General features: G+C 64.8%; 29 protein-coding genes. 12 read left to right on the top strand and 17 right to left on the bottom strand.

Going from position 1 to position 25,572, the window contains the following annotated elements; genetic code table 11:
• Positions 1 to 115 precede the first annotated feature (115 nt).
• From kefC to C8C99_RS01800, 4 genes are all read left to right on the top strand, one after another.
• Positions 116 to 2,026 carry a glutathione-regulated potassium-efflux system protein KefC gene (kefC, locus tag C8C99_RS01820; RefSeq protein ID WP_108624771.1) on the top strand — a complete coding sequence of 637 codons (1,911 nt, stop codon included), beginning with the start codon at positions 116 to 118 and terminating at the stop codon, positions 2,024 to 2,026.
• 99 nt (positions 2,027 to 2,125) lie between these two features.
• On the top strand, positions 2,126 to 2,770 hold the full coding sequence (locus C8C99_RS01815) for a trimeric intracellular cation channel family protein (protein WP_108624770.1): 645 nt from the start codon (positions 2,126 to 2,128) through the stop codon (positions 2,768 to 2,770).
• Positions 2,771 to 3,145: 375 nt separating this feature from the next.
• Entirely contained in the window at positions 3,146 to 3,832 is a 687-nt protein-coding gene (locus C8C99_RS01805) for a transglutaminase family protein (protein WP_108624769.1), read from the top strand.
• A complete protein-coding gene (locus tag C8C99_RS01800) occupies positions 3,832 to 4,293 on the top strand; it encodes a PaaI family thioesterase (RefSeq protein WP_108624768.1) in 462 nt (153 codons plus the stop codon). The genes C8C99_RS01805 and C8C99_RS01800 overlap by 1 nt, the downstream gene beginning before the upstream one ends.
• A gap of 48 nt (positions 4,294 to 4,341) precedes the next feature.
• On the opposite strand, the gene C8C99_RS01795 is transcribed toward C8C99_RS01800, so the two are convergent.
• Positions 4,342 to 5,229, bottom strand: coding sequence for a LysR family transcriptional regulator (locus C8C99_RS01795; protein ID WP_108624767.1), 888 nt, complete (start codon positions 5,227 to 5,229; stop codon positions 4,342 to 4,344).
• 132 nt (positions 5,230 to 5,361) lie between these two features.
• On the opposite strand from C8C99_RS01795, the gene C8C99_RS01790 reads away from it, so the two are divergent.
• On the top strand, positions 5,362 to 5,964 hold the full coding sequence (locus C8C99_RS01790; RefSeq protein WP_108624766.1) for a short chain dehydrogenase: 603 nt from the start codon (positions 5,362 to 5,364) through the stop codon (positions 5,962 to 5,964).
• Between the two features lie 98 nt (positions 5,965 to 6,062).
• On the opposite strand, the gene C8C99_RS01785 is transcribed toward C8C99_RS01790, so the two are convergent.
• From C8C99_RS01785 to C8C99_RS01765, 5 genes are all read right to left on the bottom strand, one after another.
• A complete protein-coding gene (locus C8C99_RS01785) occupies positions 6,063 to 7,076 on the bottom strand; it encodes a tripartite tricarboxylate transporter substrate binding protein (RefSeq protein ID WP_108624765.1) in 1,014 nt (337 codons plus the stop codon).
• Positions 7,077 to 7,222: 146 nt separating this feature from the next.
• Entirely contained in the window at positions 7,223 to 7,966 is a 744-nt protein-coding gene (locus tag C8C99_RS01780) for an SDR family NAD(P)-dependent oxidoreductase (protein WP_108624764.1), read from the bottom strand.
• Positions 7,963 to 9,177: a 3-oxoadipyl-CoA thiolase gene (pcaF, locus tag C8C99_RS01775; protein WP_108624763.1), complete on the bottom strand. Its 1,215-nt coding sequence runs from the start codon at positions 9,175 to 9,177 to the stop codon at positions 7,963 to 7,965. The genes C8C99_RS01780 and pcaF overlap by 4 nt, the downstream gene beginning before the upstream one ends.
• Before the next feature lie 30 nt (positions 9,178 to 9,207).
• The gene (locus tag C8C99_RS01770; RefSeq protein ID WP_108624762.1) at positions 9,208 to 9,858 is read right to left on the bottom strand and encodes a 3-oxoacid CoA-transferase subunit B; all 651 of its coding nucleotides are present in this window, start codon (positions 9,856 to 9,858) and stop codon (positions 9,208 to 9,210) included.
• Positions 9,859 to 9,887: 29 nt separating this feature from the next.
• The gene (locus C8C99_RS01765; RefSeq protein ID WP_108624761.1) at positions 9,888 to 10,589 is read right to left on the bottom strand and encodes a 3-oxoacid CoA-transferase subunit A; all 702 of its coding nucleotides are present in this window, start codon (positions 10,587 to 10,589) and stop codon (positions 9,888 to 9,890) included.
• Between the two features lie 100 nt (positions 10,590 to 10,689).
• Between C8C99_RS01765 and C8C99_RS01760 the strand changes: the two genes are divergently transcribed.
• Entirely contained in the window at positions 10,690 to 11,490 is an 801-nt protein-coding gene (locus C8C99_RS01760; protein ID WP_056637165.1) for an IclR family transcriptional regulator C-terminal domain-containing protein, read from the top strand.
• A gap of 149 nt (positions 11,491 to 11,639) precedes the next feature.
• Here the strand turns inward: C8C99_RS01760 and C8C99_RS01755 are convergent, their stop codons facing one another.
• Positions 11,640 to 11,861, bottom strand: a complete 222-nt coding sequence (locus C8C99_RS01755) for a hypothetical protein (RefSeq protein ID WP_015015527.1) — start codon at positions 11,859 to 11,861, stop codon at positions 11,640 to 11,642.
• Between the two features lie 212 nt (positions 11,862 to 12,073).
• On the opposite strand from C8C99_RS01755, the gene C8C99_RS01750 reads away from it, so the two are divergent.
• Positions 12,074 to 12,508 (top strand): DUF1841 family protein, encoded by a 435-nt coding sequence (locus C8C99_RS01750; RefSeq protein WP_010459392.1) that lies wholly within the window; start codon positions 12,074 to 12,076, stop codon positions 12,506 to 12,508.
• Positions 12,509 to 12,622: 114 nt separating this feature from the next.
• Here the strand turns inward: C8C99_RS01750 and C8C99_RS01745 are convergent, their stop codons facing one another.
• From C8C99_RS01745 to C8C99_RS01710, 8 genes are all read right to left on the bottom strand, one after another.
• Complete coding sequence (locus C8C99_RS01745) at positions 12,623 to 13,498, bottom strand: oxaloacetate decarboxylase (protein ID WP_056637168.1); 876 nt, start codon at positions 13,496 to 13,498, stop codon at positions 12,623 to 12,625.
• Positions 13,499 to 13,508: 10 nt separating this feature from the next.
• The gene (locus tag C8C99_RS01740) at positions 13,509 to 14,720 is read right to left on the bottom strand and encodes an ABC transporter substrate-binding protein (protein WP_108624760.1); all 1,212 of its coding nucleotides are present in this window, start codon (positions 14,718 to 14,720) and stop codon (positions 13,509 to 13,511) included.
• A 68-nt stretch (positions 14,721 to 14,788) separates the two neighbouring features.
• Positions 14,789 to 15,529: an ABC transporter ATP-binding protein gene (locus tag C8C99_RS01735; RefSeq protein ID WP_056637174.1), complete on the bottom strand. Its 741-nt coding sequence runs from the start codon at positions 15,527 to 15,529 to the stop codon at positions 14,789 to 14,791.
• Positions 15,513 to 16,361, bottom strand: a complete 849-nt coding sequence (locus tag C8C99_RS01730; RefSeq protein WP_108624759.1) for an ABC transporter ATP-binding protein — start codon at positions 16,359 to 16,361, stop codon at positions 15,513 to 15,515. The genes C8C99_RS01735 and C8C99_RS01730 overlap by 17 nt, the downstream gene beginning before the upstream one ends.
• Before the next feature lie 5 nt (positions 16,362 to 16,366).
• Positions 16,367 to 17,338, bottom strand: a complete 972-nt coding sequence (locus C8C99_RS01725) for a branched-chain amino acid ABC transporter permease (RefSeq protein WP_108624758.1) — start codon at positions 17,336 to 17,338, stop codon at positions 16,367 to 16,369.
• A gap of 9 nt (positions 17,339 to 17,347) precedes the next feature.
• Positions 17,348 to 18,211: a branched-chain amino acid ABC transporter permease gene (locus tag C8C99_RS01720; protein WP_043566893.1), complete on the bottom strand. Its 864-nt coding sequence runs from the start codon at positions 18,209 to 18,211 to the stop codon at positions 17,348 to 17,350.
• Positions 18,212 to 18,227: 16 nt separating this feature from the next.
• On the bottom strand, positions 18,228 to 18,767 hold the full coding sequence (locus C8C99_RS01715) for a 3-isopropylmalate dehydratase (protein ID WP_108624757.1): 540 nt from the start codon (positions 18,765 to 18,767) through the stop codon (positions 18,228 to 18,230).
• Entirely contained in the window at positions 18,764 to 20,032 is a 1,269-nt protein-coding gene (locus C8C99_RS01710) for an aconitase family protein (RefSeq protein WP_233247146.1), read from the bottom strand. Before C8C99_RS01710 ends, C8C99_RS01715 begins: the two co-directional genes overlap by 4 nt.
• Before the next feature lie 147 nt (positions 20,033 to 20,179).
• Here C8C99_RS01710 and C8C99_RS01705 point away from each other — a divergent pair, with 147 nt between their 5' ends.
• Positions 20,180 to 21,013: an IclR family transcriptional regulator gene (locus C8C99_RS01705; protein WP_108624755.1), complete on the top strand. Its 834-nt coding sequence runs from the start codon at positions 20,180 to 20,182 to the stop codon at positions 21,011 to 21,013.
• 11 nt (positions 21,014 to 21,024) lie between these two features.
• On the opposite strand, the gene C8C99_RS01700 is transcribed toward C8C99_RS01705, so the two are convergent.
• Positions 21,025 to 22,287, bottom strand: a complete 1,263-nt coding sequence (locus tag C8C99_RS01700) for a putative Na+/H+ antiporter (protein WP_233247145.1) — start codon at positions 22,285 to 22,287, stop codon at positions 21,025 to 21,027.
• A 220-nt stretch (positions 22,288 to 22,507) separates the two neighbouring features.
• Between C8C99_RS01700 and C8C99_RS01695 the strand changes: the two genes are divergently transcribed.
• Positions 22,508 to 22,996 carry a DUF3429 domain-containing protein gene (locus C8C99_RS01695; protein ID WP_199226277.1) on the top strand — a complete coding sequence of 163 codons (489 nt, stop codon included), beginning with the start codon at positions 22,508 to 22,510 and terminating at the stop codon, positions 22,994 to 22,996.
• Positions 22,997 to 23,064: 68 nt separating this feature from the next.
• On the opposite strand, the gene C8C99_RS01690 is transcribed toward C8C99_RS01695, so the two are convergent.
• Positions 23,065 to 23,727, bottom strand: a complete 663-nt coding sequence (locus C8C99_RS01690; protein WP_108624752.1) for a cytochrome c — start codon at positions 23,725 to 23,727, stop codon at positions 23,065 to 23,067.
• 106 nt (positions 23,728 to 23,833) lie between these two features.
• On the opposite strand from C8C99_RS01690, the gene C8C99_RS01685 reads away from it, so the two are divergent.
• The 3 genes from C8C99_RS01685 to C8C99_RS01675 are packed head-to-tail and all read left to right on the top strand — an operon-like array spanning position 23,834 to position 25,569.
• The gene (locus C8C99_RS01685) at positions 23,834 to 24,688 is read left to right on the top strand and encodes a MoxR family ATPase (protein ID WP_055401588.1); all 855 of its coding nucleotides are present in this window, start codon (positions 23,834 to 23,836) and stop codon (positions 24,686 to 24,688) included.
• The gene (locus C8C99_RS01680) at positions 24,689 to 24,952 is read left to right on the top strand and encodes a hypothetical protein (protein ID WP_056637197.1); all 264 of its coding nucleotides are present in this window, start codon (positions 24,689 to 24,691) and stop codon (positions 24,950 to 24,952) included.
• Positions 24,953 to 24,972: 20 nt separating this feature from the next.
• The gene (locus C8C99_RS01675) at positions 24,973 to 25,569 is read left to right on the top strand and encodes a GNAT family N-acetyltransferase (RefSeq protein WP_056637200.1); all 597 of its coding nucleotides are present in this window, start codon (positions 24,973 to 24,975) and stop codon (positions 25,567 to 25,569) included.
• Positions 25,570 to 25,572 lie beyond the last annotated feature (3 nt).

Below are 25,572 nucleotides of genomic sequence, written 5' to 3'. Positions count from 1 at the left end.
GCAACCGCCCCGAGGCCTTGCTGCGGTGCCAGAATCTGCAGCGCAGGCCCACGCCCATCCGGGCGCACGGTGCCCCTCTCCCGCCCCACGACGATCCCACAGCGCACACGCCTCCATGGAACACGCCCCCACCTGGCTCACCTACGGTTTTCTGTACCTCACCGCCGCCGTGCTGGCCGTGCCCATTGCCAAGGCGCTGGGCCTGGGCGCCATCATTGGCTACCTGGCGGCAGGCATCGCCATCGGCCCCTGGGGCCTGGGCCTGGTGAGCAACGTGCAGGACATCCTGCATTTCGCCGAATTCGGCGTGGTGCTCATGCTCTTTCTGGTCGGGCTGGAACTGCAGCCCAGTCGGCTGTGGGCGCTTCGCCGGCCCATCTTCGGAACCGGTACCGCGCAGGTGCTGGGCTGCGCAGCCATTCTGTTTGCGCTGGGCGCACTGGCCGGCCTGCCCTGGCGCGTGAGCCTGGTGGGCGCTTTGGGCCTGGCGCTGTCGTCCACCGCCATTGCGCTGCAGGTGCTGGCCGAGCGTAACCTCATGCGCACCAGCAGCGGGCAAGCAGGCTTCTCCATCCTGCTGTTCCAGGACGTGGCGGCCATCCCCATCCTTGCCATGCTGCCGGTGCTGGGCGCCGCTGCCGGTGAAGGCGCGGGCCACACGCCCGCCGATGTGGCACTGGAGGCGCTCAAGATCGTGGGCGTGATCGCAGCCATCATCCTCGGCGGGCGCCTGCTGCTGCGCCCCGTGCTGCGCTGGATCGCCAAGAGCAACACCCCCGAAATCTTCACCGCCGCCGCGCTGCTGCTGGTGGTGGGCATTGCCTACCTGATGGTGCTGGTGGGCCTGTCGATGGCGCTGGGCGCCTTCCTTGCCGGCGTGCTGCTGGCCGACAGCGAATACCGGCGAGAGCTGGAGGCCGACATCGAGCCCTTCAAGGGCCTGCTGCTCGGGCTGTTCTTCATCGCCGTGGGCATGAGCATCGACTTCGGTGTGATCCTGCGCTCGCCCGGGCTCATGGCCGCCATCCTGGTCGGCTTCCTCGCGGCCAAGGCGGTAGTCATCTACGCCCTGGCCAAGGTGGTCGAGATTCCCTACCAGGAGCGCCCCGTCTTCACCCTGCTGCTGGCCCAGGGCGGCGAGTTCGCGTTTGTGGTGTTCCAGGCCGCTGCGGGCGCCAGCGTGTTCCCGGCCGAGACCGCATCGCTGCTGATTGGTGCCGTGGCGCTGTCCATGCTGATCAGCCCGCTGCTGCTGGTGCTGCTGGATCGCGTGCTGCTGCGCCGCTACGCCCAGCTCAAGACCGCCAAGCCCCAGGCAGAAGAAATCTCCGAGCCGCAAGAGGCGCCCATCATCATCGCGGGCTTCGGCCGCTACGGGCAGATCGTCTCGCGCGTGCTGCTGGCCCAGGGCATTTCGACCACCGTGCTGGACCACAGCGTGGACATGCTGGAAGTGGCACGCACCTTTGGCTACCGCGTGTTCTACGGCGACGCCACCCGGCTCGACCTGCTGCGCATCGCCGGGGCCGAACACGCGCGCATCCTGGTGGTGGCCGTGGACGATGCCGAGCAGTCCCTGCAGATCGCCAAGCTGGCGCGCGAGCACTTCCCCCACCTGCAAATCGTGGCCCGCGCACGGGATGTGACGCACTGGAACAAGCTGCGCGACCTGGGCGTGACGCTGGTGCAGCGCGAGTTGTTCGAGTCCAGCCTGCAAAGCGCCCACACCGTGCTGGAGCTGATGGGCCTGCCCCCCGCGCAAGCCACCGCCATCACCCAGCGCTTTCGCACCCACAACATTGCGCTGGCCGACCGTATGTACCCGCACCACAAGGACCGCGCCAAGTTCATCGCCGTGGCGCGCGAAGGCCGCAACCAGTTTGCGGAGCAGATGGCGCGGGAGCGGCAGGAGAGTGCGGCACTGGGTGCCGTCGAGGGGCAGTACCCGGGATATGGCGGGGTGGCAAATGGCGGAGGGGTAGACCAAGCGGCCAGCGCCCGAGATTTGGACAAAAAAGGCTCCTAGTGCCTGAAAAATATTGATTGATAGCTATATTTTTAATAGCAAAATCATCAAGCAACTGTCACTCGCCGCCCTTCGCACTACACCGCCCCACCAGCGCCCATGACCCTGCCACTCGACGCCCCCTGGATTCACACCCTGCGCTTTGTGCTGGAAGTGGCCGCCACCGTGGCGTTCGCGTTGTCGGGCGTGATAGCGGCTGCGCGCAAGCAGCTGGATGCCGTGGGCGTGTGCGTGGTGGCCTTTGTGGCCGCGTTTGGCGGGGGCACGCTGCGCGACCTGTTGCTGGACCAGCGGCCCTTCTTCTGGATTCGCCACACCGAATTTGTGTGGGGCATTCTGGCGCTGTGCATTGGCGCCATGCTGTTCATGCGCCAGCGGCACTTTGAGCCCACCGAACGCGCCATGCTGCTCCCCGATGCCATCGGCCTGGGCCTGTTTGCCGCCGTGGGTGTGGACATTGCCACCGCCATCGGCATGCCACCCCTCATCGGCGTGATGATGGGCGTGATCACCGGCGTGTTTGGCGGTGTGCTGCGTGACGTGCTGTGCAACGAGGTGCCACAGGCCTTCAGCGACCACCGCCCCTATGCGCTGTGCGCGTTTGCGGGCGGCTGGGCCGATGTGGCCCTGCGCCACCTGCAGGCGCCCGACTGGACGCCGCTGGTGGCTTGCGTGGTGCTCACGGCCGGGCTGCGCGGGCTGGCGGTGTGGCGCAACTGGGAGCTGCCCGCCTGGCGGGTGTGACAGGCGCATACAGCCCTGCCGAGCAAGGCTGGCGCGCCTGTGACAGCATCAGGGGCCCGAGGCCCGCACACTGGCCTAAGAACCTGTTCAAAATCTTTTCGGGGATCGCATTGGAGTGCAATCGGGATGAGTGGATGCTTCGGATGCGCCGCATGGGCTCGTGCCCATGCAAGCAGCAGAGGCTTCCAATCGCCCGATTTCACTACAACCCTTCGGGCAAGTGCATTGCCGGGCGGTCTGCAGCGTTGCGGCGCTTGTGGATAGCCAAGCTATCCACTGCGCACCGCGCCTTGCATCCCATCCCGGCAAGGTACTTGTGCGACCCCGAAAAGATCTTGAACAGGTTCTTAATCCGACTGCAGGAGACACACCACAATGACCACCGCCCCCGCGCCCGCCCATCTGCTTGCCACGGCCCTCATCGACAGCGACGCCCTCGCCGTCCAGACCTTTGCCGCCCAACACGCGCGCGGCATCACCGACCGAGAGCGCGCCGTGGCCCTGTACCTGGCTGTGCGCGACGGTTTTCGCTACGACCCCTACCGCATCGACCTCTCGCCCCTGGGCATGACCGCCAGCACCGTGCTGGCCAACGGCTACGGCTGGTGCGTGCCCAAGGCCGCGCTGCTCACAGCCGCGTGCCGCGCGGCGGGCATCCCGGCCCGCATGGGGTTTGCCGACGTGCGCAACCACCTCAGCACCGAGCGCATGCGCGAGACCATGAAGACCGACCTCTTCATCTGGCACGGTTACACCGACATCTGGCTCGATGGCGCCTGGCGCAAGGCCACACCGGCCTTCAACATCGAGCTGTGCGAGCGCTTTGGCCTGCTGCCGCTGGAGTTTGACGGCGAGAACGACTCGATCTACCACCCGTTTGACAAGTCGGGCGCACGCCACATGGAATACGTGCACCAGCGCGGCGCGTTTGACGACATGCCCCTCGCGCAGATCGTGGCCGACTTTCGCACGGTGTACAGCGGCTGGCTGCAGGGCGACGCCACGCGCAGCAGTCTGCAGGACGCCAGTTTTGCCAACGACATTGAAAAGGAAGCCCGCTGATGACCCCCGCCCCCGAGAACGCCACCAACGTCCCCATTCCCGAGGGCTTTGCCCCGCTGGTGGCGGGCGGCCCTTACATCCAGCACAACGGCCCGCTGTATGTGCTGCACCAGGGCAACGTGGTGAAGTTCGGCTTTCTCGTGGAGCCGCGCCACACCAATCCCATGGGCAACCTGCACGGCGGCATGATGGCCACCTTTTGCGACATGCTGGTACCCCTGTCGGTGCACCGCAAAAGCGACCAGGTGTCGAACCGCTTCCTGCCCACCATCAGCCTGCAGATCGACTACCTAGCCCCCGCCCCGCTGGGCGCCTGGGTGGAGGGTGAGGCCGAGCCGCTACGCATCACACGCTCGCTGGTGTTTGCGCAAGGTCTGGTCACCGCCGACGGCGTGCCGTGTGCGCGGGTGAGCGGGGTGTTCAAGATCGGGCCTGAGGTGCCCAGCAACGCGGTGGAGTGAGTGGCCCTGGGCCGCAGGCCACAGTAGTCCAAACCTGAACCGCACCGCTCAGGCTGCGCCCAGCGCACCCACCACAAACTCCACAAACCGCGCCAGCTTGGGCAGTTGCCGCCGGTCGGGCGCATACACCAAGTGCATGGGGCGCGGCACGGGCAGGCAGGACTGCATCGCCGGCATCAGCGCACCGCTGGCCAGGTCGTCGGCCAATAGCACTTCGGGCTGCATGATGAGCCCCAGGCCACGCAGCGCAGCCTGGCGCAGGCCGTCGCCCTGGTTGCACACAAAGCGTGCGTTCTCAGGCCAGAAGAACTCCTCCTTGCCGTCGCGCAGCGTCCACTCCACCCTGCGTTGCCACACCGAGTGGCTCAGGCACTGGTGCCGTGCCAGGTCGGCCGCGCGCTCGGGCGTGCCATGGCGCTGCAGGTACGCGGGTGCGGCGGCAATCACCATGCGGTAGGGACGCAGCGGGCGCGCCACCAGGCCCTCGTTCACCACCTGGCCAATGCGCACCGCCACGTCAAAGCCCTCGCCTGCCAGGTCCACCACGCTGTCGGTCAGCTGCAGGTCCACACGCACCTGCTCGTGGCGCTGCAGAAAGTCGGCCACCAGCGGGGCGATCACGTGGTTGCCCAGCGTGAATGGCGCACTGACCCGCAGCAGGCCCTGGGGTACGGCTCGGCTGCGCTCCACGGCGGACTCGGCCCAGCGCACCTGCTCCAGCACGCGTTTGCTGTCTTCGTAGAACGCGGCGCCCACCTCGGTCAGGCTGTTCTGGCGGGTGCTGCGCTGGAAGAGGCGGGCGCCCAGGTGGACTTCGAGCTGCTGGATGTGCTTGCCCACCATCACGGCGGAGATCTGCAGCTGGCGCGCAGCGGCGGCAAAGCTGCCCGCTTCCACCACCGCCACCATGACTTCCATGTTGCGCAGCTTGTCCATGGCAACCCCCTCAATTACTAATCAATAGTTAGTTCAAGCATAACTTGAAGGCACTTTATGCATTGATTGATTAGCAAAAGAATCGGGCTGTCAGTTCCTCATCAACCCCTTTTGACACCCAAGGAAAACACCATGTCCAAGATTCTTCTCATCGGCGCCAGCGGCACCATCGGCCAGGCTGTGCTGGCCAACCTGGGCACGCGCCACGACGTGATCACCGTGGGCCGCAGCAGCGGCACACACCGTGCAGACTTCTCGCAGCCGGGCGCGGTCGCCCAACTGTTCGAGGCGGTGGGCAAGGTGGACGCCATCGTGAGCACGGCGGGTAACTTGCACTTTGGCCCGCTGGCAGAGATGACGGCCGAGCAGTTCAACATCGGCCTGCAAGACAAATTGCTGGGCCAGGTGCAGCTGGCGCTGATCGGCCAGAAGTATTTGAACGACGGCGGCTCCATCACGCTGACGGCGGGCATCCTGTCGATCGAGCCCATCCGCAACGGTGCCAATGCCACGGCGGTGAACGCGGCCATCGAAGGCTTTGTGGCCGCCGCCGCCATCGAGCTGCCGCGCGGCCTGCGCATCAACGCCGTGAGCCCCACCATCCTCACCGAATCGGTGGGTGTGTACGGCCCGTTCTTCCCGGGGTTTGACACGGTGCCTGCCGAGCGCGCCGCGCGTGGCTACCAACGCAGCGTGGAGGGCGGGCAGACCGGGCGCGTGTACCGGATGCAGTAAGCCCAGCGGCCTGAGATGAAATAAAAATAGCTGCTACCGCCTGATGTACATGCGGTAGCAGCTATTAATTTGGTAGCTGCAGAACGTCTGGACGATGCTCAGTCCAAACTCGCTCCCGACTCCTTGACGACCTTGCCCCACTTCACCGACTCGGCCTGGATGAAGGCAGCAAACTGCTCGGGCGTTTCGCTGTAGGTTTCAGCGCCCTGTTCGTTGATCTTCTTCTTCACGTCGGCCTGGTTCAGTACCTTGACCAGTGCGCTGTTGAGTTTGGCCAGCACCGGTGCAGGCGTGCCCGCAGGCGCAAACATGCCAAACCACGACGTGGCCTCATAGCCAGGCACGCCGGCTTCGGCGATGGTGGGCACATTGGGCAGCTCGGGCGAGCGCTTGGCGGTGGTCACGGCAATGGGCACCAGCTTGCCGCTGCGCACATGCTGGATGGCCGAGGGCATGTTGTCGAACATGATGCCGATCTGGTTGCCCAGCAGGTCGGTCACGGCCGGGGCGCTGCCCTTGTAGGGCACGTGCACCATATCCACCTTGGCGAGGCTCTTGAACAGCTCGCCCGACAGGTGGATGGAGCTGCCGTTGCCCGACGAGCCGAAGTTGACCTTACCGGGGTTGGCCTTGGCGTAGGCGATCAGTTCCTTCACCGTCTTATAGGGCTGCGCGGGGTTGGCCACCAGCAGGTTGGGCACATTGGCCACGCGCGTCAGCGGCGCGAAGTCCTTGATGGGGTCGAACGGCATCTTCTTGTACAGGCTGGCGTTGATGGCGTGGGTGCCCACCGTGCCCATGAACAGGGTGTAGCCATCCGCCGGTGCCTTGGACGCCATGGCGCCGCCGATGTTGCCGCCCGCGCCCGCGCGGTTGTCCACGATGACCGACTGGCCCAGCTCGGTGGTCAGCGCCTGGCCGATGATGCGGGCCAGGATGTCGGTGGTGCCGCCTGCGGCAAACGGGACGACGATGGTGACAGGCTTGCTCGGGTAGGCCTGGGCCAGTGCAGCGCTGCTGCCCAGCAAGCCAGCACCAGCGATGGCGGCGATGCCAGCGCAGGCGGCAGCCGACAGCGCGAAGCGGCGGGTGATGTGGATGGAACGGGTCATGGTTTGTCTCCTTCAAGAAGGTGGATGAAATGGGTCTCACGGACGCGACATCCGGCCGCGCCGTGGCCTCAACCGGGCGCCGAGGCCTCCGGGTGAGAACAGGGGTGCGCCCCTTGCGGGGCGGCGGGGAAGATCAGTTCAGATTGCTAAACAGGCGCCACTCCCAGCGTGGTGCCGCCGCACACGTACAACACCTGCCCGGTCACGAAGCCGTTGTCGGACGAGAGGAAAAACAGCGCCGCGCGCGCCACGTCATCGGGCGTGCCCATGCGGCCTACGGCGATGCTGTTCAGGATGCGCTGGGTCTGCGGTGCACCGTCCGGGTTGCTCTGGCGGAACAATTCAGTGGCAATCGGCCCGGGGCCAATCGCGTTGACGGTGATGCCGTCACGCCCCAGCTCCATGGCCAGCGTGCGCGTCATGCCGATCATTCCGGCCTTGGTGGCCGAGTAGACGATGCGCTCGCCCTTGCCCAGCGCCGCACGCGACGACATGTTGACGATACGGCCCTGCCCGCAGGCGCGCAGCGTGGGCAAGAATGCTTGCACCAGCAGCATGGGCGCACGCAGGTGCAGGCCCACCACGTCGTCGAGCTGCGCAGTCGTGGCAGTGTCGATGGTGCCGGGGCGCGTGGCGCCCGCGTTGTTCACCAGCGCCGTCACGTTGTGCTTGGCCGCAATCTCGGCTGCGCGTTCACGGGTTGATGCTTCGGCGGTCAGGTCGCCCTGGTACGAGGTGAGTTGCGGGTGGCTCCAGCTGGGCAGCACGTAGTCCAGGTTGACCACGGCGTGACCCTGGGCCAGCACGGCTTCGGCAATCGCGCGGCCGATGCCGTTGCTGGCACCCGTGATGACGGTGACTGGTGTGGGGTTGCGCTCGATCTCGGTCACACGCGCTCCAGAATCACGGCAATGCCCTGGCCCACGCCGATGCACATGGTGCAGAGCGCGTACTTTCCGGCGTGTTCGTGCAGGCGGTTGACGGCGGTGGTGACCAGGCGCGCGCCGCTGGCGCCCAGTGGGTGGCCCAGTGCAATGGCGCCGCCCCAGGCGTTCACGCGCGCGTCGTCGTCCTTGACGCCCAGCGCGCGCAGCACGGCAAGGCCTTGCGCGGCAAAGGCTTCGTTGAGTTCGATCACATCCATGTGGTCGATGGTCAGGCCTGTCTGCGCCAGCACCTTCAGCGTCGCGGGCGTGGGGCCAAAGCCCATGATGCGCGGCGCCACACCGGCCACGGCCATGCCCACCACGCGGGCGCGGGGCTTGAGGCCGTACTTGGCGGCGTTGGCTTCATCGGCCAGCAGCAGCGCGCAGGCGCCGTCGTTCACACCACTGGCGTTGCCCGCCGTCACCGTGCCATCGGGCCGCACCACGCCCTTGAGCTTGGCCAGCGCTTCCAGGCTGGTCTCCCGCGGGTGTTCGTCCTGGCTGACGATGATGGCGTCGCCCTTCTTCTGCGCGATGTGCACGGGCACGATCTCGCGCGCCAGGTGGCCGGCCTTGATCGCAGCCACGGCGTTGAGCTGGCTGCGCAGGGCCATCTGGTCCTGGGCTTCGCGCTCAATCTTGAAGTCCGTCGCCACGTTTTCGGCGGTTTCGGGCATGGAGTCCACACCGTACTTTTCCTTCATCAGCTTGTTGATGAAGCGCCAGCCGATGGTCGTGTCATACACCGCGTTGTTGCGGCTGAAGGCCGACTCGGCCTTGGGCATGACGAAGGGCGCGCGGCTCATGCTTTCCACGCCGCCCGCAATCATCAGGCCGGCCTCGCCCGCCTTGATGGCGCGTGCGGCGGTGCCCACGGCATCCAGGCCCGAACCGCACAAGCGGTTGATGGTGGCGCCGGGCACGTCCATCGGCAGGCCTGCGAGCAGGCTGCTCATGTGGGCCACGTTGCGGTTGTCTTCACCGGCCTGGTTGGCGCAGCCGTAGAGCACGTCGGTCACCGCCGCCCAGTCCACGCCGGGATTGCGCTCCATCAGCGCCTTGATGGGGATGGCACCCAGGTCGTCGGTGCGCACGCTGGAGAGCGCGCCGCCGTAGCGGCCAAAGGGGGTGCGGATGGCGTCGCAGATGAAGGCTTGGCGTTGTGATTGGCTCATGGTTTTGTCTCCTCGTTTCGGGGGGTGGATTCAGGCTGCGGGGCGGATGGGCAGGCCCACCAGCCGCTCCAGCTCGGCCAGTGACAGGTCGGGCACGGTGTCGATGAGCTGCAGCCCTGTGGACGTGCAGGCCAGTGTGCACAGATCGGTGTAGATGCGCTTCACGCACGCGACACCGGTGAGCGGGTAGGTGCATTGCGTGACGATCTTGCTCGCGCCCTGCTTGGTCAGCAGGTCCATCATCACCCAGGTCTGCTTGGCGCCGATGGCCAGGTCCATCGCCCCGCCCACGGCGGGAATGGCGCCGGGCTCGCCCGTGCTCCAGTTGGCCAGGTCGCCCGTGGCCGACACCTGGAACGCGCCCAGCACGCAGATGTCCAGGTGGCCGCCGCGCATCATCCCGAAGCTGTCGGCGTGGTGGAAGTACGCACCGCCGGGCAGCAAGGTCACGGGCTGCTTGCCCGCGTTGATGAGGTCGTAATCCTCCAGCCCCGCAGCGGGCGCCGGCCCCATGCCCAGGATGCCGTTTTCGCTTTGCAGGATGACCTCGCGGCCGGCAGGAATGTGGTTGGCCACCAGGGTGGGTTGGCCGATGCCCAGGTTGACGTAGGCGCCGTCGTGGATGTCTTGTGCCACGCGTTTCGCCAACTCGTCTTTACTACGCTTTTGATAGCTGCTCATGCTCATTCTTTCTGCGCTTGCGGCCGATATCACGCGGATTTCTTGAATCCGCCCGCCTGCGTGGCTGTGCGGTCGATCTTCACGACATGGGTCACGTAGATGCCGGGGGTTACGATGGCCTCCGGGTCCAGCGCGCCGAGCGTGACCACCTCGTGCACGGTGGCAATCGTGGTCTTGGCGGCGGTGGCCATCACGGGGCCAAAGTTGCGCGCCGACATGCGGTAGGTGAGGTTGCCCCAGCGGTCGCCCTTTTCGGCTTTGATCAGGGCCACGTCGCCATGGATGGGGTACTCCAGCACGTAGTGTTTGCCGTTGATCTCGCGCGTTTCCTTGCCAGCAGCCAGCTCGGTGCCATGCGCCGTGGGGCAGAAGAAGGCGCCGATGCCCGCACCCGCCGCGCGCAGGCGCTCGGCCAGATTGCCCTGGGGCACGAGTTCCAGCTCCAGCTTGCCGCTGCGATACAGCTCGTCGAACACATAGCTATCGACCTGGCGCGGAAAGCTGCAGATGATCTTGCGCACCTGCCCGGCCTTGAGCAGCGCGGCCAGGCCCTGGTCGGCATTGCCAGCGTTGTTGTTGACCACAGTGAGGTCACGCGCACCCTGGGCGATGAGGCCGTCGATCAGCTCGCCCGGAATGCCGGCCGTGCCGAACCCGCCTATCAACACCGTGGCACCATCCTTCACCCCCGCAAGGGCCTGGGCCACCGAGTCCGCCAGTTTGTTGATCATTGCAACGCTTTCTTGGTTTGCTTGTTTGCTGTCTCGTCTCTCCGAAATTTGTTCGTATATAGAACAAATGTTCGCTTAAAGAATTATAGTTGGCATACGTATGAATTCCCAAAGCCCTGAAGCCAAAGACCCCAAACCGAGCGACAGCTATGTGCAGTCATTCGCGCGCGGGCTGGAGGTGATCCGCTCGTTCAGCGCGGCCACACCGCAGCAGACCTTGAGCGAAGTGGCGGCGCAAACCGGCCTGACCCGCGCAGGCGCGCGCCGCATCCTGCTCACGCTGCAGACGCTGGGCTATGTGGAGACGGACGGCAAGCTGTTTCGCCTGAGCCCGCGCATCCTGGACCTGGGGTTTGCGTACCTGTCCTCGCTGCCCATCTGGAACCTGGCCGAGCCGGTGATGGAAGACCTGGTGGAAGAGGTGCGCGAGTCGTCATCGGCCGCCGTGCTCGACGGCCTGGACATCGTTTACGTGCTGCGCGTGCCCACGCACAAGATCATGCGCACCACGCTGGGCGTGGGCTCGCGCCTGCCCGCGTGCTGGACCTCCATGGGCCGCATGCTGCTGGCAGGGTTGCCAGACGACGAACTGCAGGCCCGGCTGCAGGGCCACCCCCTGCAGCGCTTTACCGCGCACACCACCACGGATATGGAGGCGCTGCTGGCTCACATCCGCCAGGCGCGGCAGCAAGGCTGGTGCCTAGTGAACCAGGAGCTGGAAGAGGGATTGATTTCGATTGCCGCGCCGCTGACCAACCGCACGGGGCAGACGGTGGCGGCGCTCAACATCAGCGGTCAGGCCAACCGTACGAGTGCGGCCATGATGCAGGAGAGCCTGTTGCCCGCGCTGCTGAGTGCGGCGCGGACCATTTCGCGCATGATGGGAGCGCCAAGGGGGTAGGAGTCCTGGAGAAAGCAGGACGACGCCCGGCGAACTTTGGGGATCACCCATCGCAACGAGCGCCTAGAGATGAACCTCAGACACTCGTCTTACGTGGATAGGGCAAGAGCCGGAGTCGCAGCCCCAGTCGCTCGCCACGACGGGTGAAATTAGTTCTTGCGAAAACCCAGCACCAACACCACGCCGCCCAGCACCATCGCGCCCAGGCTCATCCACTGCGGAATGTTGACGGACTCTTTTTCCTTCACAGTGAGCTCCAGCGGCCCCAGCTTGGCCTGCGTGGTGTCCTTGGTAAAACTGAAGCCACCGGTCAAAAACCCGGCCAGCCCCAGCACCAGCAACAGCACACCCACAATTCGCATTGCCTTCATGACAGTTCTCCCAATGCCGGGTTTTGAGGACTGCGACAAAGGGGACCCGGCTCCCTGCCTTTGCGCCAGCCCAATGTAGGTGCGCGCGCCCGCCGCCCGCGTAGGACGCCGCCCCGGCGCCGCGTAGCGGGCGGGCGCGACCCGCACGGCCGTATCGGTCCACGCTCCCCTGCGCATGCCGGCTTGTGGCCTGCGTGCTACCCTCACGTCCCATGTTCAGCCCCTCTCAAGCCGATGTGCGCCGCTTTCTGTGCGGCGTGCACGCCAAGACCCAGAGCGGCGCCCCCATGGAAGCCATCGAAACGCTGGCCAGCCTGTGGATCGCCGAGCACCCCGAATACCACGCCGACCTGTCCGACGCCGACGCGGCCGTGGCGCGCAACTACGACGAAACGCCGGGGCAGACCAATCCGTTTCTGCACCTGTCGATGCACCTGTCGATCAGCGAGCAGTGCAGCATCGACCAGCCCCGCGGCATCCGCCAGGCGGTCGAGCTGCTGACCGCGCGGCTCGACTCGCTGCACGACGCACACCACGCCGCCATGGACTGCCTGGGCGAGATGCTGTGGGAAAGCCAGCGTGCAGGCCGCCCGCCCGACGGCGACGCCTACATCGCCTGCGTGCAGCGGCGCGCCACGCGCGACTGAGACCACAGCCCGGCGCCCCACTACCAGCCCCCAGCAACAAAAAAAGGCCAGCACCCACCCGGGGTGCTGGCCTTACTTTTCATGAACACTGCGCCGCACTCGGGCGCGTGCAATTCAACCGGCTTCGTAGTGCGCCTGGCGCTCTTCCATGGCCTTCCAGCCAATCACTTCCTTGAAGTCGGCCATGCTGGTCTGTCCACAGGGCAAACCGTCTACATCGCCCGTGCGGCGCGCCGACAGCGTGGCCAGGTTCTTTTGCAAGGCATGCACCGTGCTCATCAGCGTCACCACCGGGTAGGTGGCAAAGGCTGCCACCTCTTCGATCTGCGAGCGCGTCAGACGCGACATCCAGAGCCCCTGCATGAGCTGCAGCGACAGTCGGCGGCCCGAGGCATCGCGCAAGCGCACCAAGTCTTCATAGCCCTTGAAGGTGCGCGAGATGGGCTGGATCAGGTCCGCACCAGCCTCGGCAAAGCGCACGGCACGCTCAATGGCCTCCTCGGGGTCGGCCACATCGGTGCGGGCCACGATCAGGAGGTCCGGGTCCCGACGGGCATCCACCGCCGCCTTGATGCGCGCCACGGCGTCGGGGATGGACACCACGGGCGTCACGGCCGCGGCCGCCGGGCAGCGCTTGGGGCTGATCTGGTCTTCGATCGAGATGGCCGCCACACCGGCCTTCTCAAACTCGCGCACCGTGCGGGCCACGTTGATCACGTTGCCGTAGCCGGTGTCGGCATCAGCAAACACGGGCTTCCTCACCACGTTGACGATGTGGTGCACCACACCCACGTTCTCGCTGAGTGTGTAGACCTCCATGTCCGGCTGCCCCAGCAGCGATGCCGAGATGCCGAAGCCCGTTGTGAAGATGCCGTCAAAGTCCGACTGGTCCACCAGCAGGGCCGACAGGGCGTCTTGCGCGCCCGCCATCCAGAAGGTCGGGCCTGACTGGATGCGCGCGCGCAGCTGTTGTCGCAAGCTCTTGGTCATGGTCAGGTCCTCAGCGCTTCACAGGGTCGATATAGCTGCCCATGGACACGAACTTCTGGTCCTTGAGCTCCATCAGCGCCACGCCTGTCTGGCCGCGCCGCGCATAGCCACCAGCACTGATAGGCTGGAAGGTGATCTTGGGGCCAATCTTCTGGTCAAAGTCCTTCATGCCATCCAGCTCGGCCACCACCTTGGCACGGCTGGGCTCGGCACCGGCACGCTTCAAAGCCTCGACCGTCACAGCGGCTGACGAATAGCCCATCAGCGCCATCGACGTGGGCGCCGACTTGGGGTACAGCTTGGCGTAGCGCTGGAAGAACGACTGGATGGCCGGGTTGTTGCCGTCCACGGCGTCGTAGTACGAAGCCACGTACAGCTTGGACTGCGTCTTGCCCAGCAGCTCGATGAATTTGGGGTCGTTGAGCCCGCCCGCACCGAACACCGTAGGCTTCCAGCCCAGTTTTTCGGCACCGCGGAAGAACTGCACGGCCTCCTGACCCAGCGCGTAGACGATGACTACATCGGGCTCGGCCTGCTTGAGCTTGAACACCTGCGAGGTGAGGTCGGTCGCAAACCGCTCGAAGGTCTGCGCCTCCACCAGCTTCAGGCCGTGCTTTTCCATGCGCTGGACGGCAATGTCGTAAGCTGGCTTGCCCCAGCCGTCGTTCTGGTAAAGCATCGCGATCTTCTTGGCCTTGAGCACCTCGACCGCATGGTCGATGTAGGCCGCCGTCTCGGTGGATTGGGGCGATGGCAGCACGTACAGCAGGTCGCGCGGCGGGTTGGAGGTCAGGTCCGAGATGCTCAGCGCGCCAATGGTGGGCACCTTCTTGGTGGAGCTGTATTTGTAGGCACTGATGTTGGTGGCGTGGCCGATGTTGCCCACCATGGCAAACACCTTGTCGCGCTCGACCAGCAGCTTCGCATTGGCCACCGACTTGGCGGGCTTGAGCTCGTCGTCATAGGTAATGAGCTTGATCTTGCGGCCGTTGACGCCGCCTTGCTCGTTGACCATGTCGAAGTACGTGCGCATGCCTTCGTCCACGGCCTTGCCCATGTAGGCCAGCGTGCCCGACAGCGGTTGCGAGGAGCCCAGAACGATCTCCTGGGTCAGCACACCTTCGTCCTTGTTCTCGAAAGCCTGCACGCCCAGCGTGGTCGCCATCAGGCAGCTTGCTGCAGCGGCAGCCAGCAGCGTACGGCGTGGAATGAAGTGACTCATGGTTTGTCTCCTGTGTTTATCGGTGGGAAGGGAACATGGGAAAGGAACTTGGGGGTCTGGGTTGGCGATCAGCCGCCCAGGTAGGCGCGGCGGATGTCCTCATTGCCCGCCAGCTCGGCGGCCGGGCCTTGCATCACCACGCGGCCGGTCTCGATGACGTAGCCCTCGTCAGAAATGTCGAGCGCAATGTCGGCGTCTTGTTCCACGATGAGCAGCGTGAGGTTTTCGCGATCGCGGATGTCGCGCAGCGTTTCGAAGATGGCGTCCTTCAGGATGGGGGCCACGCCCATCGAGGGCTCGTCCAGCATCAGCAGGCGCGGCTTGGCCAGCAGGCCCCGGGCAATGGCCAGCATCTGCTGCTCGCCGCCCGACAAGGTGCCGGCGCGCGAGGTGATGCGCTCCTTGAGCCGGGGGAAATAGCCCAGCACACGGTCGATGTCGTCGCGCACCTCGGCGGCCGGGCGGGTGTAGCCGCCCAGCACCAGGTTGTCGCGTACGGTGAGCTGCGCAAACACCATGCGGCCTTGCGGCACATGGGCAATACCGCGGCGCACCAGTGCTTCGGCAGGCACGTTGGCGATGGACTGGCCATCAAAAATGGCCTGACCCTCGCTGACCGGCAACAGGCCCGAGAGCGCACGCATCAACGTGGTCTTGCCAGCCCCATTGGCGCCCAGCACGCACACGATGCGGGCCTGCGGCACACGCAGGCTCACGCCGTGCAGCGCGCGGATCTTGCCGTAGCCCGCGCTCAGGTTGTCCACGCTCAGCAGTGCCGGTGCACTGGATGTCTCAACGCCGTTTGCCACTCTTGCCTCCTCCGAGATACGCCTCGACCACGGCGGGATGGTTTTCGATTTCTCTGGGTGTGCCCTGTGCCAGAAACGCGCCGTTGTGCATCACGGTGATCGTGTCCGAGATGGACATCACCAGCGGCATGCTGTGTTCGATGAGCAGCAGCGTCGCTTGCGTGCTGGCCTGCAGCCGCTTGAGCGTTTCACCAAGGGCATCGATCTCGCGGTTGTTCATGCCGGCAGCGGGCTCGTCCAGCAACATCAGGCGCGGCTCCAGCGCCATGGCGCGGGCCAGCTCCACCAGCTTTTGCGTGCCATAGGGCAGGTCGCGCACCAGCGCATGCGCATGGACTCGCAGGCTGAGCTTTTCAAGCACCGCTTCCACACGCTCCCGTTCTTCTCGCTCCTCTCGGCGCTGGCGTGGCAGGCTCAGCAGGGCCTCCACCAGCGTGGCGCGCATCGCCATCGACCGTGCAATCAGCACGTTGTCGAATACCGTGAGTTCCGCAAAAAGCTCCAGGTTCTGGAACGTGCGGGCGATGCCCAGACGCGCCACCTGATGGGCTTTGCAGCCCAGCAGTTCTACGTCGCCAGAAGCCGTGCGGTAGCGCATAGCGCCCTGCTGGGGCGTGTAGAAGCGGCTGATGCAGTTGAGCATCGTCGTCTTGCCAGCGCCGTTGGGGCCGATGAGCGCATGCACTGTGCCGGGCATCACGTCAAAGCTCACGTCCTGCACGGCCACGATGCCGCCGAACGCCATGCGCACGCCCTGGATGCTGAGCAAAGGCTTTGCCTGGCCTGGTGCTGCCGCCACAGGCGCCTGCGACGGCAAGGTCTTTTCGTCCATCACTCTCATCGCACACCCCCGCTCTGCGCTGCATCCGCACCGGGCAGACGCTTGCGCTTGAAGAGGCTGGCCAACCCGTCGGGCAGGAACATCAGCGCCAGGATCATGGCCACGCCATACAGCGCGCGCTGGAACTGATCGAACCCCAGGTAGGTGAGCAACTGCGGTGCGCCAATGACGAACACTGCACCCAGCACCGAGCCCAGGATGGAGCCCAGCCCGCCCACGATGACCATCGAGACGAAGCTGATCGACACCATGATGCTGAACAGCGAGGGGTCGATAAAGCGCACCAGTGGTGCATACAACGCGCCCGACAAGCCGGTGTAGAAGGCACACACGCCAAACGCCACCAGTTTGAGCGCCGTGGTGTTCAGGCCCAGCGCCCGAGCAGCTGTCTCACTGCCTTTGATGGCCAGAAAACCCCGCCCAAACCGGCTGCGCGCCAGGTTGCGCGCCACCCATAGCGCGCCCGCCAGCACGACGGCAGTGAACACGTGGTACGCGCGCTCGTCCAGCGCCCAGCCAAACAAGGTGGGGCCAGGCGCGCCCATGCCGTTCTCGCCGCCCGACATGTCGCCGCTGGACTTGGCGATCTCTACCGAGATCATCACAAACCCCAGCGTGGCGATGGCCAGAAAAACCTCTTCCAGACGCAGCACGGGCAGCGCCAGCAGCAAGCCCACCACGGTGGCGATGCTGGCGGCAATGAACATCGACAGCACCAGCGGCACGCCAAAGTGCGTGGTGAGGATGGCCGAGCCATAGGCACCGATGCCGAAGAACACGGCACCCGCCATGGAGATCAGGTTGGTGTAGCCCGTGAGGATGTTGGTGCCGAACGAAGCCAGCGTGTAGATGATGACGAGCGTGAAGATGTACAGCACGTAACCACCGGGCACCAGCGGCGCCAGCACGAAGGCCAGCACAAACAGCACTGGGCCGAGCCAGGAGTATGTGTCAAAGACTTTGGTCATGGCGGCTCCTTAGACCTTCTTGATCTGGGCGCGGGCCAGCAAACCGTGGGGACGCAGGATCAGGATGACCAGCATCACGATGAAGGGCACGGCGTCCTTCCAGGCCGAGGACACATAGGCGCCAGTGAGGTTCGACGACACACCAATGATCACGCCGCCCAAGAGCGCGCCTGGCATGCTGCCAATGCCACCCAGCACGGCAGCAGCGAACGCGAAGTGAAGTGCGTGCTGCATCATCGAAAAGTGCACGAAAGTCAGCGGCGCAATCAGCAAGCCCGCCGTGGCTGCGATCACGTGCGACAGCGCCCAGGCCAACGCATAGATGCGCTTGATCGGAATGCCCATGAGGCGCGCAGCCGTGGGGTTTTCCATCGTCGCCTGCATGGCAATACCGAGGCGCGTGAAGCGGAAGAACGCAAACAGCAGGGCGGCCAGCGTGGCGCACACGGCCACGATGCCCAGGTCAATGCCCGAAACGATCACGCCCCCGATGTCGATGGGCGCGGCCGGGAAGATGCTGGGCAGCTCCTGCGTGTCCTTGCCCCACACCCAGATGGCCAGATCGCCAAACACCAGGAACAGGCCCAGCGTGCAGATCGCAGACGACAGCAGCGCCTTGCCAATGAAGCGGCGAATGATGAACCGCTCGATCGCCATGCCCAGCGCCGCGCCAAAGAGCAGCGTGAGCGGCACCACAGCCCACAACGGCAGGCCCAGCTTGAACAGCGTGTAGGCCACGAAGGCCGAGAGCATGGCTGCCTCGCCATGCGCGAAGTTGAGGATGCCCGTCGCCTTGAACACCATCACGATGCCCAGGGCGATGAGCCCGTAGATGGCGCCCAGGGCGACGCCGCTGACAATCATCTGCAACATGGTGTGCCCCTGCCCGTCACGCCGCCGCCGCGGCCGCGGCAGCACGCTCGCGTGCCAGCCGGGCCTTGAGATAGGGCGTGAACCCACCCGCCTCGATGGTGGCGCGCTCGGTGGACGACCAGGGCTCGAACGGCAGTGTCTGCCCCGTGCGCTGGTTAACCACCACGCCGCGCTCCCAATCCACCTGCAGGGTGTCCCACCGCTGCGTCGCCGCGCGGATGCCCGGGCAGGTGATCAGCGGGAACCCCATGCTGATCTCGCCCCGGAAGAAACCGGGAGAGAACGACTCGGCAATCACGCCTGCCACGCCCAGGTGGCGCATGGCGCGCATGGCCGGGTAATGCGGGTGGCCATAGCCAAAGTTCTGCCCGCCTACCAGCAGATCGCCTTTGTTGACGGACTGGGCAAAGTCAGGGTCGTAGCTGGTCATGGTGACCGCTGCCAGCTCGTTGATGTCGGTGATCTTGATGTTCTTGATGCCGACGATCAGGTCGATGTCGTAGTCGTCTTCCGTAAAGACCCAGGCCGCGCGGCCGTGCAAGGTGGGCAGAGTCATGCTGCACTCCCTTCGGTGTTGGAGAGGTAAGGCCGGGGGTCGGTGATGCAGCCTTCCAGGGCCGATGCAGCCACCACGGCGGCGTTGCAGATGAAGATTTCAGAATCGGCACTGCCCATGCGACCGGGCGTGTTGAGCGTGCCGGTGGAGACAGCGCGCTGACCATCCGTCATGGTGGCAATGCGGCCATAGCAGTAGTCGCAGCTCGACGAGCTGATGAACGCACCGGCATCTACCAGGGTCGAGATCAGGCCTTCGCTGGCGGCCTGCGACATGATGGCCTGCGAGGTGGGCACCACATGCAGCTGGAAGCCCGGCTTGATCTTGCGGCCCTTGAGCACCTGCGCTGCAACGCGCAGATCCTCCAGCCGGCCGCTGGCACAGCTGCCCAGATACCCCATGTGCACTTCCAGGCCCGCGTATTCGGTCAGGTCCCGCGTGTTGGCGGGGCTGGGTGGTGCCACCACGATGGGGGCCAGGTTGCTCACATCCACCGTCACCACGCGGTCGTAGTGCGCGTCGGCATCGGGGTAAACCGGGTCCAGGGCGATCTTGGCGCGGCCCTTGGCATATTCGAGCGTCTTGGCATCGGGGGCGATCAGCATCGTCGTCGCGCCCAAGAACATGGCCTGGCCGCAGATCGTCTGGCGGCCTTCGATGCTCATGGCGTCAATCACAGGGCCGCACAGCTCCACCACCTTGAAGCGGCAGGAGGAAGGCCCCATCACCCGCACCAGGTGGTGGAAGATGTCCCGCGCCATCACGCCGGGCTGCACCGTACCGGTGACTTCGATCTTGACCGTGCCGGGCACCACGAGCGCCATGCGCTCGGAGACAAAGGTCTCCAGCACGCTCTTGCGGGCGCCCATCGCCAGGGTACCAAACGCGCCCAGCTGGCTCACATGCCCGTCAAAGTGCACTGCAAAGGCACCCGGCGTGGCGTAACCCAGCTCGGCCGACACCTGGTGGCCGATGCCCTCGCGCTCATGCACGGGCACGCCTTGCTCCTTGCCCCAGGCACGGGTGATCTTGTGGAGTTCTTCCTCTTTGGGGGCAGCAGCCGGGACCATGTGGTCGATGAACAGCACAAAGCGCTCAGGGCTTGGCACCTTGTCCACACCGAACTCCTCCTTGGCCTCCTTGAAGAACACATCGGTGTAGCCCGGAAAGTCGTAGGCAATCACGAAATCCGGCCGCGCCAGGATCTCGTCGCCCGCCCTGACGGCAGGCACCCCTGCAACCCGGGCGAGGATCTTTTCAGTCATCGTGTAAGACATGCGGCTTTACCCAGTTATCCACTATGTGGAAGTTGAACAAATCGTTTGATCACTTATTAAAAAATCAAACGCCAGTTCAACTGCCTGGGTAAACCCTATATTGCCCACCATGTGGATACAAACTACAAACACAATATGAATAAAAACACTACAACAGTCCCCTTTGAGACAAAAGAACCGCCACATAGTGGAAATTCAAAAACTGGCACCCAGAGCATTGAGCGCGTGGTGCAGATGCTCCGTATCGTGGCGTCTCGTGGAAAAGGCGGCATGCGCATCGGCGAGATCGCCACCACCAGCGGTCTGCCGCAATCGACCTGCTTTCGCATGCTCCACCGGTTGGAAGCCGAGGGCCTGCTGAACCGGGATACGCACACGCGCAAGTACTACCTCGGCCCCTTGCTGTACGAGCTGGGCCTGCTCGCGCGGCCACGCTACCGGCTATCGGAACTGTGTGACGGTGCGCTGCAGAAACTGGCCGAAGTCACGCAGGACACCATCTACCTGAGCGAACGCAGCGGGCTGGAGGCGGTATGCACCCACCGCGCACTGGGCGACTACCCCATCAAGTCATTGGCGCTGGATGTGGGCATTCGCCGCCCGCTGGGCGTCGGTGCGGGCGGGCTGGCCATCTTGTGCGCCCTGCCGCCGGACGAGGCAGAGTCCATCATCGAAGCCAATGCACCCAAGTACGAGAAGTACGGATTCGTCACAGCCCCCTACCTGCGCGAAGCGATCAAGGTAGGGCGCGAGAAGGGTTACGCGTTTCTGGACAGCGTGGTCACGCCGGGCACAGCCGCCATTGGCATTGCGTTTCCGCCGGACAATCCCATCGCCGCCATCAGCGTGGCCGCCATTTCAGGAAGGCTCGAATCGCACCGGCGCGACGAGGTGGCCCGGCTCATGCGCCCGCAGATCCGCGCCATCTGCGAGGCCATGACCAACCAGGCGGTGCTGGCTGATCGCTGACCGCCTGGCAACTACAACACCCGAAACGCGATCACCGCCACCAGCGTGGGGGGCAATGCCCCCAGCAGCAGGCCCAGCGGGTTGATGACGCCGTCCGAAAACTTCTCCTTCAGGATGGATGCCCCGGCCGGGTTGGGCGCATTGGCAATCACCGTCAGGCCGCCCCCCGTGACGGCGCCCGCCACCAGGGCCACCTTGAACTCGTCGCTCAGACCTTCGACCAGCGAGCCCAGGTAAGTCAGCGCAGCGTTGTCCGTGAACGCGGTGAGCGCTGCGGCGCCAAAGAACACAGCGTTGGCATCCATCTTCATGAGCACGGGCTGCAGCCACCATTGCTGCAAGCCGCCCAGCACCACCAAGCCAGCCAGGAAGAACGCCACCAGCAGCGCCTCGCGCAGGATCAGCGGACTTTGGTAGCGCTGGTAAGCGGTGGTGAACCCCATGAAGAACAGGAACAGGCCCAGGAACACGGCCGGATGGTGAGCAAACACCACCACCAACACCAGGAAGGTAAGGTGCACGCCCGTCACGGTCCACGGCACGGGGGACTCGGAGGCGGGAATCTTGCGGCCCATGTGAGCCAGCTGGTTGCGGAAGATCAGCATCGCAATGGCCGCATTGATGAGCACGGCCACTGCCGCCTTCCAGCCGAAGTTGGACAGCATGAACCCAATGTCCCAGTTCCACTTGGCAGCCACCATCAGCACGGGAGGCGCTGCAAAGGAAGTGAGCGTTCCACCAATCGAAATGTTCACGAACAGCACACCGATGGTCGAATACTTGAGCCGGCTGGAGATGGGGTGAGAGAACAGCGTGTCCCGAAGCATCAGCGCGGCCAGCGTCATCGCTGCTGGCTCGGTGATGAACGACCCGAGCAAGGGCACGAACGCCAGGACCACAAAGTACATGGCCATGCCGCGCTGCACTGGCAACAAGGCGGCGAGCGCCCGGACTAGCGCCCCAGACAGTTCCAGGATGGGCCTGGTGGCAGCAATCACCATGATCGCGAACACGAACAGCGGCTCAATGAAATTGCGCGAGTCCAGGTAGGCCGTGGCCTCCTGCTTGCCGCCGATGGCAAACATGACCAGCATGAGCACCATCGCCCAGAAGCCGAAGACGACCTCTACCTCGCCCAGCAGATGCCAGATGCCCGCATGCCGGGGCTGCGTGTGCGCAAGGTGCTCGAAATACTTGGTGGAGAAGGTGTGAAGAATGGCCAGGCCGAACAGGACGGCGCCAACCACCTGGATCAAGGTGGGGGAGGAGTTCATGGGTCGCAGAAAAACCGCGCGGCGGCCCGACCAGCGCATGAACCTGCCGGGCCACCCTGGCGCCGACACCCAGTTCCTATTTTAACTGGCGATACCGGAGAGCTCTGTAGGCGCAGGGCTTGAGACTTTCGCGAAGCGCCGGGTGGGTGGCACACAACCATGCATGGCACTCGGGAGTCCCGGTTTCCAGACAATGCGAGCACCCTATCTGGAGGCCTCCATGTCGACTCACATCCACCGGTCCACACAACCTTTGCCTTCGCCCTCCTCTGCCCCCACCCCGCCGGTTGTGGCCTGGCTGGGATACGGTGGCCTGCTGCCGTTCCTGGCGCTGGCAGCGGTGGGCCTGTGGGCGCCGGGCACACCGTGGTGGAGCGCAGCGCTGCTGGCCTACGGCGCGGTGATTTTGAGTTTTGTGGGTGCGCTGCACTGGGGCTTTGCCATGGCACAAAGCGGGATGAGCGCCCCAGAGCGCACACGCTGCTTTGTGTGGAGCGTGGTGCCATCGCTGATGGCCTGGCCCGCCATGCTATTGCCCCCTGCAGCAGGGTTCATGCTGCTGATCGCAGGCTTTGCAGTGCACCTGGTGCAAGACCATCGGCTGGCTGCGCGCACCTCGCTTCCCGCGTGGTACTTGCCGCTGCGATGGCGCCTGACGGTCACGGCTTGCGCGTGTCTGGCGGTGGGCGCGTGGGCCGCCAGCCGTTGACGAGTCAACCGCCCAGCAAAAAGCCCGCCGAAGCGGGCTTTTCTTGTCGTGGTCAGCGCGGCTGCTGATCAACGGAAGGGCGACTGCCGCACGGTGTGCAGCTCGCTGTCCAGGCCGCTCACGTAATTGGCCAGCGCCTTCAGTTCGGCATTGGTGAACTGCTTGGCCACACCACCCATTATGGCGTTGCCACGGCCCACGTTGGCGTTCTTTTCGACCTTGTAGGACTTCAGGGCCACAAACAGGTAGTCAGCGTGCTGGCCTGCAATCTTGGGGTAGGACGGGTCGATGGGCTTGGAGAAGTTGTCGCCGTGGCAAGACACGCAGGCGCCCTTCTTCAGCAGCTCGGCCACTTGCACGCTGGGTTCACGCGAGGGCTTGGCGGGCAGCTCGGCACCGGTCTTGCCGTGTTGTTCGTAATAGGCCGACACGTCAGCGATGTCCTTCTCGGACAGCGACTCGGCGATACCGCGCATGGTGGGGTGCTTGCGCTCACCCTTCTGGTAGGCGACCAGCGCTGCCGAAATGTACTTGGCGCTTTGGCCCGAGATCATGGGCACCTTGTGTACCTCGGGGAAGCTGGCCTGGTAGCCGACGATGCCGTGGCACCCAATGCACATGGCAATCTTTTGTTTGCCGGCTTCCACGTCGCCCTTGGCTTCCTGGGCGTGGGACAAGGCGGTCACGGAAGCGACAGCCAGGGCAAATAGCGTGGTCAACGTTTTGTTCATTTTGCGCGCACAATCTCGTGGAAGTTCAGCTCTGGGCTCTGATCAGCCGTCGATTATAGCCAGCGCCCTGTCAAGCCCATTCATCAACGATCCGGTGTTTTCCCCCATGAAATTCCAAGGCTCCCAGAACTACGTCGCCACCCAAGACCTGATGCTTGCCGTGAATGCCGCCATCACGCTGCAACGGCCGCTGCTGATCAAGGGTGAGCCCGGCACGGGCAAGACGATGCTGGCCGAGGAAGTGGCGCAGGCGCTGGACATGCCACTGTTGCAATGGCACATCAAATCCACCACCAAGGCCCAGCAGGGCCTGTATGAATACGACGCGGTGAGTCGCTTGCGGGACAGCCAGCTCAACGACGGTGACAGCGCCGAGCGGGTGAAGAACATCCGCAACTACATCATCCAGGGCGTGCTGTGGCAGGCCTTCACGGCCGACCGGCCCGTGGCGCTCTTGATCGACGAGATCGACAAGGCCGACATCGAATTCCCGAACGACCTGCTGCGCGAAATCGACCGCATGGAGTTCTACTGCTACGAAACGCGCGAACTCATCAAGGCCAAGCACCGCCCGCTGGTGTTCATCACCTCGAACAACGAGAAGGAGTTGCCCGACGCCTTCCTGCGCCGCTGCTTCTTCCACTTCATCAAGTTCCCCGAGGCCGACACCATGCGGCAGATCATCAACGTGCACTTCCCCACGCTCAAGAGCGAGCTGCTCAGCGTGGCGATGAAGACGTTCTATGACGTACGCAACCTGCCCGGCCTGAAAAAGAAGCCCTCGACCAGCGAGCTGATCGACTGGCTCAAGCTGCTGGTGGCCGAAGACATCCCGCTCACCGCCCTGCAAAGCGCAGACAACAAGGTGGCCGTACCCCCGCTGGTGGGCGCGCTGCTCAAGAACGAACAGGACGTGAGCCTGTTTGAAAAGCTGGTGTTCATGAACCAGAGGAACCGCTGAGTGAGCCACGGCAACAGCAACAGCAACGGCAACGACGACACCCGCCAGCTGCTGGTCAACGGCGTCGCAGATGCCGTTGGCTTTGTGGGGGGTGCGCTGCTGGGCTTCTGGCTCGGCCAGCTGCTCGGGCTCGACATCTTCGCGCCCGGCTACGGCACCGGCAGCCTGGTGGGCATTGCCCTGGTGGGCCTCGGTGGTGGCCTGGGACTGCACGGGGCCCGGCGCTGGCAGAACAGCCGCCGCAGCCAGCCGTCCCAGGATTGATGATCAAAGGGTAGAGACCCATGGCTTTTGTAGAACCTGTCACGCTGCGGGATCGCGGCGTCCGCCTGGAGCCCCTGGCTCTGACCCACGAAGAAGGCTTGCGCGCCGCTGCCTCCGATGGCGAGCTGTGGAAGCTGCGCATCACCTCGGTGCCCGAGCCGCAGGACACGCGTGCGTACATCGAAGCCGCGCTCAAGATGCGCGAAGACGGCAACCGCTTTGCTTTTGCCGTGGTGGAAGACGCCACCGGCACGGTGCTGGGCACCACGAGCTACCACGACATAGTGCCCGCCGTGAAGCGTGTGGAAATCGGGTGGACCTGGTACCGCCACAGCGTGCAGCGCACCCACGTCAACACCACGGCCAAGCTGCTGATGATGGGCCACGCGTTCGACACGCTGGACTGCCATGTGGTGGGCTGGCGCACCGACAACTACAACTTTGCGTCGCAACGCGCCATCGAGCGCCTGGGCGCCAAGAAGGACGGCGTGCTGCGCGGCCACGCGCTGCGCCGCGACGGCACCATCCGCGATACGGTGATGTACAGCATGCGTGCTGGCGAATGGCCGGAGGCCAAGGCACAGTTGCTATATCTTTTAGAGCGTCACGCGCAATAACTA

It is taken from the genome of Acidovorax sp. 107, from assembly GCF_003058055.1.
Classification (GTDB): domain Bacteria; phylum Pseudomonadota; class Gammaproteobacteria; order Burkholderiales; family Burkholderiaceae_C; genus Acidovorax.
This window is presented reverse-complemented; position numbering and strand designations above follow the sequence as displayed.

Excerpts from the sequence above, each read along its gene's own strand:
- kefC (WP_108624771.1), top strand. The coding sequence starts at position 116 with ATGGAACACGCCCCCACCTGGCTCACCTACGGTTTTCTGTACCTCACC.
- C8C99_RS01815 (WP_108624770.1), top strand. The coding sequence starts at position 2,126 with ATGACCCTGCCACTCGACGCCCCCTGGATTCACACCCTGCGCTTTGTG.
- C8C99_RS01805 (WP_108624769.1), top strand. The coding sequence starts at position 3,146 with ATGACCACCGCCCCCGCGCCCGCCCATCTGCTTGCCACGGCCCTCATC.
- C8C99_RS01800 (WP_108624768.1), top strand. The coding sequence starts at position 3,832 with ATGACCCCCGCCCCCGAGAACGCCACCAACGTCCCCATTCCCGAGGGC.
- C8C99_RS01795 (WP_108624767.1), bottom strand. The coding sequence starts at position 5,229 with ATGGACAAGCTGCGCAACATGGAAGTCATGGTGGCGGTGGTGGAAGCG.
- C8C99_RS01790 (WP_108624766.1), top strand. The coding sequence starts at position 5,362 with ATGTCCAAGATTCTTCTCATCGGCGCCAGCGGCACCATCGGCCAGGCT.
- C8C99_RS01785 (WP_108624765.1), bottom strand. The coding sequence starts at position 7,076 with ATGACCCGTTCCATCCACATCACCCGCCGCTTCGCGCTGTCGGCTGCC.
- pcaF (WP_108624763.1), bottom strand. The coding sequence starts at position 9,177 with ATGAGCCAATCACAACGCCAAGCCTTCATCTGCGACGCCATCCGCACC.
- C8C99_RS01770 (WP_108624762.1), bottom strand. The coding sequence starts at position 9,858 with ATGAGCAGCTATCAAAAGCGTAGTAAAGACGAGTTGGCGAAACGCGTG.
- C8C99_RS01765 (WP_108624761.1), bottom strand. The coding sequence starts at position 10,589 with ATGATCAACAAACTGGCGGACTCGGTGGCCCAGGCCCTTGCGGGGGTG.
- C8C99_RS01760 (WP_056637165.1), top strand. The coding sequence starts at position 10,690 with ATGAATTCCCAAAGCCCTGAAGCCAAAGACCCCAAACCGAGCGACAGC.
- C8C99_RS01755 (WP_015015527.1), bottom strand. The coding sequence starts at position 11,861 with ATGAAGGCAATGCGAATTGTGGGTGTGCTGTTGCTGGTGCTGGGGCTG.
- C8C99_RS01750 (WP_010459392.1), top strand. The coding sequence starts at position 12,074 with ATGTTCAGCCCCTCTCAAGCCGATGTGCGCCGCTTTCTGTGCGGCGTG.
- C8C99_RS01745 (WP_056637168.1), bottom strand. The coding sequence starts at position 13,498 with ATGACCAAGAGCTTGCGACAACAGCTGCGCGCGCGCATCCAGTCAGGC.
- C8C99_RS01740 (WP_108624760.1), bottom strand. The coding sequence starts at position 14,720 with ATGAGTCACTTCATTCCACGCCGTACGCTGCTGGCTGCCGCTGCAGCA.
- C8C99_RS01730 (WP_108624759.1), bottom strand. The coding sequence starts at position 16,361 with ATGGACGAAAAGACCTTGCCGTCGCAGGCGCCTGTGGCGGCAGCACCA.
- C8C99_RS01725 (WP_108624758.1), bottom strand. The coding sequence starts at position 17,338 with ATGACCAAAGTCTTTGACACATACTCCTGGCTCGGCCCAGTGCTGTTT.
- C8C99_RS01720 (WP_043566893.1), bottom strand. The coding sequence starts at position 18,211 with ATGTTGCAGATGATTGTCAGCGGCGTCGCCCTGGGCGCCATCTACGGG.
- C8C99_RS01715 (WP_108624757.1), bottom strand. The coding sequence starts at position 18,767 with ATGACTCTGCCCACCTTGCACGGCCGCGCGGCCTGGGTCTTTACGGAA.
- C8C99_RS01710 (WP_233247146.1), bottom strand. The coding sequence starts at position 20,032 with ATGACTGAAAAGATCCTCGCCCGGGTTGCAGGGGTGCCTGCCGTCAGG.
- C8C99_RS01705 (WP_108624755.1), top strand. The coding sequence starts at position 20,180 with ATGAATAAAAACACTACAACAGTCCCCTTTGAGACAAAAGAACCGCCA.
- C8C99_RS01700 (WP_233247145.1), bottom strand. The coding sequence starts at position 22,287 with ATGAACTCCTCCCCCACCTTGATCCAGGTGGTTGGCGCCGTCCTGTTC.
- C8C99_RS01695 (WP_199226277.1), top strand. The coding sequence starts at position 22,508 with ATGTCGACTCACATCCACCGGTCCACACAACCTTTGCCTTCGCCCTCC.
- C8C99_RS01690 (WP_108624752.1), bottom strand. The coding sequence starts at position 23,727 with ATGAACAAAACGTTGACCACGCTATTTGCCCTGGCTGTCGCTTCCGTG.
- C8C99_RS01685 (WP_055401588.1), top strand. The coding sequence starts at position 23,834 with ATGAAATTCCAAGGCTCCCAGAACTACGTCGCCACCCAAGACCTGATG.
- C8C99_RS01675 (WP_056637200.1), top strand. The coding sequence starts at position 24,973 with ATGGCTTTTGTAGAACCTGTCACGCTGCGGGATCGCGGCGTCCGCCTG.